General features: G+C 68.7%; 8 protein-coding genes, 1 tRNA gene and 1 pseudogene. 6 read left to right on the top strand and 4 right to left on the bottom strand.

What is annotated here, in order from left to right; all coding sequences use genetic code 11:
• Positions 1 to 256 precede the first annotated feature (256 nt).
• Together secE and AB4Y86_RS07065 are read right to left on the bottom strand one after the other, a co-directional pair.
• Positions 257 to 541, bottom strand: a complete 285-nt coding sequence (gene secE, locus AB4Y86_RS07070; protein ID WP_441401357.1) for a preprotein translocase subunit SecE — start codon at positions 539 to 541, stop codon at positions 257 to 259.
• A gap of 81 nt (positions 542 to 622) precedes the next feature.
• A tRNA-Trp gene (locus AB4Y86_RS07065) sits at positions 623 to 695 on the bottom strand.
• Positions 696 to 982: 287 nt separating this feature from the next.
• Between AB4Y86_RS07065 and AB4Y86_RS07060 the strand changes: the two genes are divergently transcribed.
• A complete protein-coding gene (locus tag AB4Y86_RS07060; protein ID WP_441401356.1) occupies positions 983 to 2,200 on the top strand; it encodes a pyridoxal phosphate-dependent aminotransferase in 1,218 nt (405 codons plus the stop codon).
• 146 nt (positions 2,201 to 2,346) lie between these two features.
• Here AB4Y86_RS07060 and AB4Y86_RS07055 read toward each other — a convergent pair whose 3' ends face one another.
• Both AB4Y86_RS07055 and AB4Y86_RS07050 read right to left on the bottom strand, forming a co-directional pair.
• Positions 2,347 to 3,036 (bottom strand): LuxR C-terminal-related transcriptional regulator, encoded by a 690-nt coding sequence (locus AB4Y86_RS07055; RefSeq protein WP_441401354.1) that lies wholly within the window; start codon positions 3,034 to 3,036, stop codon positions 2,347 to 2,349.
• Positions 3,033 to 4,376, bottom strand: a complete 1,344-nt coding sequence (locus AB4Y86_RS07050) for an ATP-binding protein (RefSeq protein ID WP_441401352.1) — start codon at positions 4,374 to 4,376, stop codon at positions 3,033 to 3,035. The genes AB4Y86_RS07055 and AB4Y86_RS07050 overlap by 4 nt, the downstream gene beginning before the upstream one ends.
• A gap of 125 nt (positions 4,377 to 4,501) precedes the next feature.
• Here AB4Y86_RS07050 and AB4Y86_RS07045 point away from each other — a divergent pair, with 125 nt between their 5' ends.
• From AB4Y86_RS07045 to AB4Y86_RS07025, 5 genes and pseudogenes are all read left to right on the top strand, one after another.
• Positions 4,502 to 6,040 carry a PspC domain-containing protein gene (locus tag AB4Y86_RS07045; protein WP_441401350.1) on the top strand — a complete coding sequence of 513 codons (1,539 nt, stop codon included), beginning with the start codon at positions 4,502 to 4,504 and terminating at the stop codon, positions 6,038 to 6,040.
• Between the two features lies 1 nt (position 6,041).
• Positions 6,042 to 6,314, top strand: a complete 273-nt coding sequence (locus AB4Y86_RS07040; protein ID WP_441401348.1) for a hypothetical protein — start codon at positions 6,042 to 6,044, stop codon at positions 6,312 to 6,314.
• A 3-nt stretch (positions 6,315 to 6,317) separates the two neighbouring features.
• Positions 6,318 to 6,572 carry a PspC domain-containing protein gene (locus AB4Y86_RS07035; RefSeq protein WP_441401346.1) on the top strand — a complete coding sequence of 85 codons (255 nt, stop codon included), beginning with the start codon at positions 6,318 to 6,320 and terminating at the stop codon, positions 6,570 to 6,572.
• 175 nt (positions 6,573 to 6,747) lie between these two features.
• Complete coding sequence (locus AB4Y86_RS07030; RefSeq protein ID WP_441401344.1) at positions 6,748 to 7,773, top strand: 6-phosphofructokinase; 1,026 nt, start codon at positions 6,748 to 6,750, stop codon at positions 7,771 to 7,773.
• Between the two features lie 37 nt (positions 7,774 to 7,810).
• Positions 7,811 to 8,101, top strand: a pseudogene (locus AB4Y86_RS07025) (GNAT family N-acetyltransferase); the annotation flags it as partial.

The raw sequence follows: 8,101 nt of genomic DNA, 5'->3' as shown, positions 1-8,101 counted from the left end.
CGGCTACTGTCTCATCGGCGGCCTCGTCGGCAGCGTCGGATTCGGGCGCAGCAGACACAGCCTCGGACTCTTCCGCGGTTTCCACCGCGGCGTCCTGGCCCTTATCCAGCTCAGTCTCAGTTACCTCGAGCTCCTGCTCAGACACTTGGTCTCCTGCTTCCTCATTGCGAACATGCCTATTTAAATGACTCAATTCCGCAGACCCCACGGAAGCTCCGGCTTGCCGGAGCTCCACGCAGTCTGCGGACCGGTCGCCTTAGTGGTCCGTGGCGCCTGTTCCACCGAAGACCCAGCTCACTCCGGTCCCGAAGGCCAGGTCCAGCAGGGTGACGATCACCATCATGATGACCACGAACACCAGCACGACGAGCGTGTAGTTGATCAGTTCCTTGCGGGTCGGTGCGACGACCTTCTTCAGTTCACCGATGACCTGGCGGACGAAGAGTGCAATCCGAGCGAAGAATCCTGCCCTGGGGGCATTCTTGGCGGGGCGGCCTTTGGAGCTGCTGGCAGCTGTTTCGGTCACCTGATCCTCACTCATCCTCGCGATGTCGGATACCCGGCTCTGAACTGAACCATGGTTGCTGCGCCTGCTCCGGTGATACCCCCGGAACAGCTTGCGCAGGGCAGACAGGACTCGAACCTGCAACCTGCGGTTTTGGAGACCGCTGCGCTACCAATTGCGCCACTACCCTATGGATCGAAAACCGGTCAGGCTGCGCTTTTCCGCAGGCCTCCCTGAGGCGCACGCCATCATCGTGTTTTCAACACCGGAGAACCAGTCTACGCAACAACTGCGCCCACGTCGAACCGGCCCTCCAGATCCTTACCTGCCGGCGGAAATCGGTACACTCGGCAGCCACTTTCCCGCGTCGGGTCACATTCGCGACCCGGGCACCCCGGAGGATCCGCTGAACAGCATAGAGTAGATTCCGTCGAATCCCACAACCAGCCACGAGCTGCCGCGAAGATCGGACCCGCAATGCCCGCCGCCCGCATTTCCCAGCGCATATCCGCCATAGCCGAATCCGCCACACTGGCTGTCGATGCCAAGGCGAAGGCGTTGAAGGCGGCCGGCCGGCCTGTCATCGGCTTCGGCGCCGGCGAACCTGACTTCCCGACTCCCGGCTACATCGTCCAGGCCGCCATCGAGGCCGCCAGCCAGCCGAAGTACCACCGCTACTCCCCCGCCGGCGGCTTGCCCGAGCTGAAGCAGGCGATTGCCGAGAAGACCTTCCGGGACTCCGGCTACCGGGCTGAGGCGTCCCAGGTGCTGGTAACCAACGGCGGCAAGCAGGCCGTATACAACACCTTCGCCACGCTGCTGGATYCGGGCGACGAGGTGATTCTGCCGACGCCGTTCTGGACCACCTACCCGGAGGCAATCCGGCTGGCGGGCGGCGTTCCGGTGGAGGTTTTCGCCGGCCCGGAGCAGGGCTATCTGGTGACAGTGGAACAGTTGGAGGCGGCGCTCACGGAGCGCACCAAGATCCTGCTCTTCGTTTCCCCATCCAACCCCACCGGCGCCGTTTATTCCCCCGAGCAGGTCAAGGAGATCGGCCAGTGGGCCGCCGCCAAGGGCCTCTGGGTGGTCACCGACGAGATCTACGAGCACTTGACGTATGACGGCGTTCCGTTCACCTCGATCGCTACCGCGGCGCCCGAGCTGGGCGACAAGGTGGTCATCCTCAACGGCGTCGCAAAGACCTACGCCATGACCGGCTGGCGCGTGGGCTGGATGATCGGTCCGGCCGATGTCATCAAGGCCGCCACCAACCTGCAGTCGCATGCCACTTCCAACGTTTCGAACATCCCCCAGGTTGCCGCCCTCGCCGCGGTGTCCGGTCCGCTGACCGCCGTCGACGAGATGAAGGTGGCCTTCGACCGCCGCCGGAAGGCCATTGTGGCCGGGCTCAACGCGATCGACGGCGTGGACTGCCCCACGCCCAAGGGCGCGTTCTACGTGTACGCCGACGTCCGCGCGCTGCTGGGCAAGGAGTTCCCCACCGCGAACGGCCCGGTCCGGCCCGCGACCTCGGCCGAGCTGGCCGCGTTGATCCTCGATGAGGTGGAGGTCGCCGTGGTCCCGGGTGAGGCCTTCGGCCCGTCAGGCTACCTGCGGCTTTCCTACGCACTGGGCGATGACGACCTCGCGACCGGCGTCGGCCGCCTCCAGGATTTCCTCGGCAAAGYCAAGTAACAGCCCTCCCGCACATCCGGCCGGCGTGAGACCAACGCTCCCGTATCCGTGACTCACGGCTGCGGGAGCGTCGGTCTGATTCCGGCAAGAACTGCGGGAGCGTCGGTCGGATTCCGGCAGGAACTGCGGGAGCGTCGGATGGCGGCCTAGAGGAGGCGGCGCTCCGCGGCCCAGCGGGTCAGTTCGTGCCGGCTGGAGAGTTGGAGTTTGCGCAGTACGGCCGAGACGTGGGTTTCGACCGTCTTGATGGAGATGAACAGCTCCTTGGCAACTTCCTTGTAGCTGTAGCCGCGCGCGATCAGCCGCATCACCTCGAGTTCGCGGGCCGACAGCCGGTCGAGTTCGTCGTCCGCGATGTCCGCCGGGGCGGTCCCGAAGGCGTCGAGGACGAAGCCGGCCAGCCGCGGGGAGAAGACCGCGTCGCCGCCCGCCACGCGGCGCACCGCGTCGCTGATCTGGGCTCCGGAAATGGTCTTGGTGACGTAGCCCCGTGCGCCGGCGCGGATTACGGCAACGACATCCTCGGCGGCGTCGGAAACGCTCAGCGCCAGGAACCTGATGCTGCCCAGCAGCGGGGCGGAGCCGGCCAGCACCTCCCGTCCGCCGCCGCCCAGTCCGCCGGGCAGGTGGACATCCAGCAGGACGACGTCGGGCCGCGTCTGGGCGATGACTGCGACCGCTTCTTCCACGGTTCCTGCCTCGCCGACGACGACGATGGCGGGGTCCAGGTCGGCCTTCAGTCCGGACCGGAAGATGGCGTGGTCGTCGACGATTACAACGCGGGTGGCTGCGGGTATGCTCGGGGCTCCGCCGCTGTCGACTGGCTGGCTGCTCACTGGTTGTCCTCTCGGTTGGTGTCGGCCGCTCCGTGCGTTCCGTTGGTTCCGGCCGCGGCGGCCGCGAGCGGCAGCCGCAGTCGTACCTCGGTACCGTCGGGGCTGCTCACGATGGTCGCCGTGCCGCCGTGGCGCCGCATCCGTCCGATCATAGATTGCCGGACCCCCAGGCGGTCCGCCGGGATGGACGCCGGATCGAAGCCCGGCCCGCGGTCCTTCACGAAGACTTCGGCGGCGTCGTCCGTGACCTCCAGATACACCGAGACGGCGCCTCCGCCGTGGCGGGCCGCGTTGAGCATCGCCTCGCGCGCCGCCTGGACCAGGGCTTCGAGGCGTTCGTTCATAGCGCAGTCCCCCACGGTCACGACCTCCACGGCGTGCCCCAGCGAGTCCTCCACGTCCGCAGCCGCCGTCTGGATCCCGGTGGAGAGCCGGCCCGAGTCCCGGCCCGGATCCCGGTAGAGCCACCCCCGCAACTCCCGCTCCTGCGCCCGGGCGAGCCGGACGACGTCGTGCTCGCTGCCGGCACGCCGCTGGATCAGCGCCAGTGTCTGCAGCACCGAGTCGTGCAGGTGGGCGGCGATCTCGGCCCTTTCGGTGGCACGCACCAGACCTGCTCGTTCGGCCTCCAGGTCGCGCCAGAACTTCAGGCCCCAGGGCAGCAGCACCAGCGCCACCCCGCCCAGGACTGCGACGGAGGCCAGCAGCGCGAGCCAGGTCTGCTCCCAGGAGCCCGAGCCGGAGACCATCAGCAGCACCCCGGCGACCACCAGGCCGAGGCCGGCCGCGAGCCGGGCCCAACCGCCGGCCTGATCCGCCTTGGTTTTGTCCACAATGCCCGCGCGCCGGGTCTCGTCCAGCTGCATCCAGGCGATCGCGGCGCCGCCAAGGATCGCCGCCACCGGGATCAGTGTGCCCAGCGGGACGTCCAGGCCGAAGAGCCGCGCGATCAGGATCCCGGCCGCCAGCAGCAACCCCGCGCCGAGCAGGATTTCCTTGCCGAACGGCATTCCCGGGAACCGCGTCCGCCAGGTACCGGCCGGGGCGCCAGCATGGCCGCCGGCGAACGTCTCGCCCACGGCGGGACCACTCACCGCCGGGGCGATTGGCGACGCCGGCTGCCGGGCGTTGCGTTTGGCGCTCTCGTCCGCGGTGGGGACCATGATCCAGAGCCAGGCATAGAACACGACGCCGGCCCCGCCCGCGAGCGCCGCCACCACCATGCCCACCCGGACCATCCGCACCGGCCAGCCGAGATGGTTCGCGAGGCCGCCGCACACGCCGGCGATCACCCGGTTGCTGCTGCGGGCCAACGGCGGGCGGGAAACAGCTGTAGTCATAGGTCAATCCAAGCACGGACGGGGGTTCCCCGGAGCAGCTTTCGGGCCGAACCGGGGGCCGCTCAGGGATCGTTCAGGGTCTTCCCCAGTAGAGCGCGAGCAGCCGCGGGCGGGAGGATCGAGGTATGAATCCGCACACTCCGCACCCAGATGAAGACCCGAGCGCTTTAGGCCGTCCGGAAAGCAGTCCGGACGCCACTTCCGGCGGCTCCGCCGAAAACCCCACGCCACCCGGCGCACCGTCCGGGGAGGCCCCGCCCCTCTACCCGCCCGGCGGTCCGTACCCGGCACAGGCCGGGGCCACTCCGCCGCCGTACATGCCGCCGCCCTACGCCCCGCCGCCCTACAGCAGCGCACCGCCGGCGCCGGGCGCGCAGCCGCAGAACTTCTTCGACTGGATCCGCAGCCACGGCATCTACCGGGGCCGCGAGCGCTGGGTCGGCGGCGTCGCCAGCGGCATCGCCCAGCGGCTCGGAGTCGACCCGCTGATCGTGCGCGGCATCCTGATCGTCCTGACCGTGTTCGCCGGCGTCGGCGTCCTGCTCTACGGGCTCGCGTGGGCCTTCCTGCCGGAACCCGACGGACGCATCCACGTCCAGGAGGCGGCCGCGGGCCGCTGGAGCACGGGAATGACGGGCGCCCTGATCACCACCGTGATCGGGTTCCCCAGCCTGGGCACCGGCGTTTGGGGGTGGGACCGCTACGGCTTCGGCGCCTTCGTTTGGACGGTGTTCTGGGTTGGCGGTGCGATCTACGTCATCTACTACCTGACCCAGCGGAACAAGGCACGCCACGGGGCCCCCATCCCCGTCCACCCCGGCGCGGGCCAGGACACCGGCGGTTACAGTCCTTCCGGCGGTGCGCCCGGCAGCGGGACCGTCAATGCGGCCACCCTCGGCGACACCGCCCGCGGCAGTGCCGGCTGGCCGGCGCCGTCGGATACTCCTCCTCCGCCCTACGGCGACGGGTACGGTGCTGGCGGGTACGGCGGCGGATACGGCCAGGCACAGCAGCAGGCGCCCGCGCCGAGGGCTCGGCATCTGGGGCCGGGCGCCCCCGCCGTGGCCGTCACGGTAGGCCTCGCCCTCCTGGTGGGCGGCGGCATCAAGGCCCTCGAGGCCGCACACGTGATCGATCTCGGCACCTCAGGCAACGCCGTCGTGTGGGCCAGCGGCGCGGCCGTGCTGGGGCTGGGGATCCTCGTTTCCGGGCTCCGTGGCCGGACGGCCGGCATCCTGGGGTTCTTCGCCGTCGTCGCACTGATCATTGGCGGCATCTTCAACCTGGTTCCCAACGCGGACCGTGCCCGTTTCCAGAACGTCGACTGGAGCCCGGTAAGCATTGAGCAGGCCCGGGACGGATTCGACCTTACCGGCGGGGCCGGCACCGTGGACCTGACAAAAATGAACCTGAGTGCGCCGCTGGTGGCAGACCTCGTGGTCCGGGTCGATGCCACCGCGAGCAACGTGACGGTGGCCATCCCGAGCGCGGTCCCGGTGCAGGTCCAGGCGGACATGACGATGGGCAACTTCAATGACGGCCGCGGCGACCACGGCGGCACCACGACCCAGCAGAGCAACTACAACACGGACAAGGCCGGCGGCCGGCTGATCGTCAAGATCTCGGGGACTTTCAGCAATATCACCGTGAAGGAAGGGAACTGACATGAGCAGCTACGATCCGGCAGCGGAATCGAAGGAATCCCCGGCGGTGGCCGAGACGTCCGGCAGCCCGCGTGCCCGGGTGGGCACTGTGGTCTGGGGTCTGGTCGTCCTGGCCCTGGCGGCGTTGACCATCATCTCCCGGCTCGGCCTCATCGCCTTGAACGGAACCTACGTGCTGATCGGCCTGATGATCGGGGCCGGTGCAGCACTGGTGATCGGCGGCGTGCTGTCCGGGCGCGGGCGTGACAAAGACACTACGACAGGGAAGTCTTGACCCATGGATAAGTTCTTCAGCATCGTCCGGGGCCTCGGCCTGAAACGCGGTCCGCAGCGCTGGCTGGGCGGAGTCTGCGGCGGGATCGCCGCCAAGCTGAACGTCGACGTCGCGTACGTCCGGATCGCGTATCTGCTGTTCGCCCTGCTCCCCGGACCCGCCTTCGTGTTCTACCTGGCTGCCTGGCTGCTCCTGCCGGACCAGCGGAACGCGATTATCGCGGAGTCCTTCCTCGAGCGGCGCGCCGGCAGGCCCTGAGCCGGACCGCCGCGCCGACGCGCCTACGCCYAGTGCCCCTGCCTACCAGGCCGGGGCATTGGGCGTTGAGCATAGGTAACGGTTGTGTGCTGCCCCACATCCGCCAGTAGACTTCCAGGTGAGCTCAGCGTGGCGCTCTGCCTGTACCCCTTCGAACCAGGATTTGAGCCGAGACATGAAAATTGGAATCCTCACCAGCGGCGGAGACTGCCCGGGGCTGAATGCCGTCATCCGCGGGGTCGTCCTTAAGGGAATTGCGGTCCACGGCCAGGAATTCGTGGGGTTCCTGGACGGCTGGCGCGGCGTGGTCGAAGCCGACGTGATCGATATCCCCCGCACCCTGGTCCGCGGCATCGCAAAGCAGGGCGGAACCATTCTCGGCACGTCCCGGACCAACCCGTTCGAGAACAACGGCGGCCCCGAGGTTATCAAGGCCAACATGGATCGGCTCGGCATCGACGCCATGATCGCGATCGGCGGCGAAGGCACCCTGGCGGCGGCGAAGCGGCTCACCGACGCCGGCCTGAAAATCGTGGGGGTGCCCAAAACGGTCGACAACGACCTGGACGCCACCGACTACACCTTCGGCTTCGATACCGCCGTCGAGATCGCCACCGAGGCCATAGACCGGCTCCGAACCACCGGGGAATCGCACCACCGGACCATGATCGCCGAGGTGATGGGCCGCCATGTGGGCTGGATCGCCCTGCACGCCGGCATGGCCTCCGGCGCCCATGCCATCCTGATCCCGGAGCAAAAGGCCTCGATGGAACAGATCACCGACTGGGTCCTCTCGGCCCGCGACCGTGGCCGCGCCCCGCTGGTCGTCGTCGCGGAAGGCTTCGTGCCCGAGGGCCAGGAATCCCCGCACTCCGAGCGCGGACTGGACACCTTCGGCCGGCCGCGGCTGGGCGGCATCGCCGAACTGCTGGCGCCCGAACTGGAGGCCCGGACCGGCATCGAGACCCGGGCCACCGTGCTGGGACATATCCAGCGCGGGGGTGTCCCGACCGCTTTTGACCGGGTCCTCGCGACCCGCCTCGGCCTGGCCGCCATCGACTCGGTCGTCGAAAAGCGCTGGGGAACCATGGTGTCGCTGAACGGCACCGACATTGTCCATGTCGGCTTCGACGCTGCGCTCGGCAACCTCAAGAGCGTGCCGCAGAACCGTTACGACGAGGCTGCGGTCCTCTTCGGCTAAGGCGGCAGGGCGCCGCGGGGCTGGGTAGGGTTGAATCATGACTCTTGAGCCCGGTTCCGCTGAAATCATCCAGCTCGCGTGGGCACGCCGGCTGGGCTTCGACGACGGCGCGTTCGGCGCCGCCGCGGGCCGCCGGCTCACCCGCGCCGATGAGGCGGCCCGTTCCGTGCAGTTTCTCCGCCTCTTTGGCAGCTCCGCCCTCGTCGGGCCGCAATGGGCGCTGGACGCGGCCGCCGGATATCCCGACGAGGAGCTGGCACAGCACGTCACCCTGCTAACCATCACCCGGCGGCACGGCGGCCACGGACTGGGCGCCGCCGCGTTGTTC

Origin of the sequence: Arthrobacter sp. 2YAF22_2 (assembly GCF_052114645.1) — a bacterium.
Taxonomy (GTDB): domain Bacteria; phylum Actinomycetota; class Actinomycetes; order Actinomycetales; family Micrococcaceae; genus Arthrobacter.
This window is presented reverse-complemented; position numbering and strand designations above follow the sequence as displayed.

What these genes read in the sequence shown, in the direction of transcription:
- AB4Y86_RS07045 (WP_441401350.1), top strand. Translation starts at nt 4,502, where the DNA reads ATGAATCCGCACACTCCGCACCCAGATGAAGACCCGAGCGCTTTAGGC.
- AB4Y86_RS07035 (WP_441401346.1), top strand. Translation starts at nt 6,318, where the DNA reads ATGGATAAGTTCTTCAGCATCGTCCGGGGCCTCGGCCTGAAACGCGGT.
- AB4Y86_RS07030 (WP_441401344.1), top strand. Translation starts at nt 6,748, where the DNA reads ATGAAAATTGGAATCCTCACCAGCGGCGGAGACTGCCCGGGGCTGAAT.
- AB4Y86_RS07050 (WP_441401352.1), bottom strand. Translation starts at nt 4,376, where the DNA reads ATGACTACAGCTGTTTCCCGCCCGCCGTTGGCCCGCAGCAGCAACCGG.
- AB4Y86_RS07040 (WP_441401348.1), top strand. Translation starts at nt 6,042, where the DNA reads ATGAGCAGCTACGATCCGGCAGCGGAATCGAAGGAATCCCCGGCGGTG.
- secE (WP_441401357.1), bottom strand. Translation starts at nt 541, where the DNA reads ATGAGTGAGGATCAGGTGACCGAAACAGCTGCCAGCAGCTCCAAAGGC.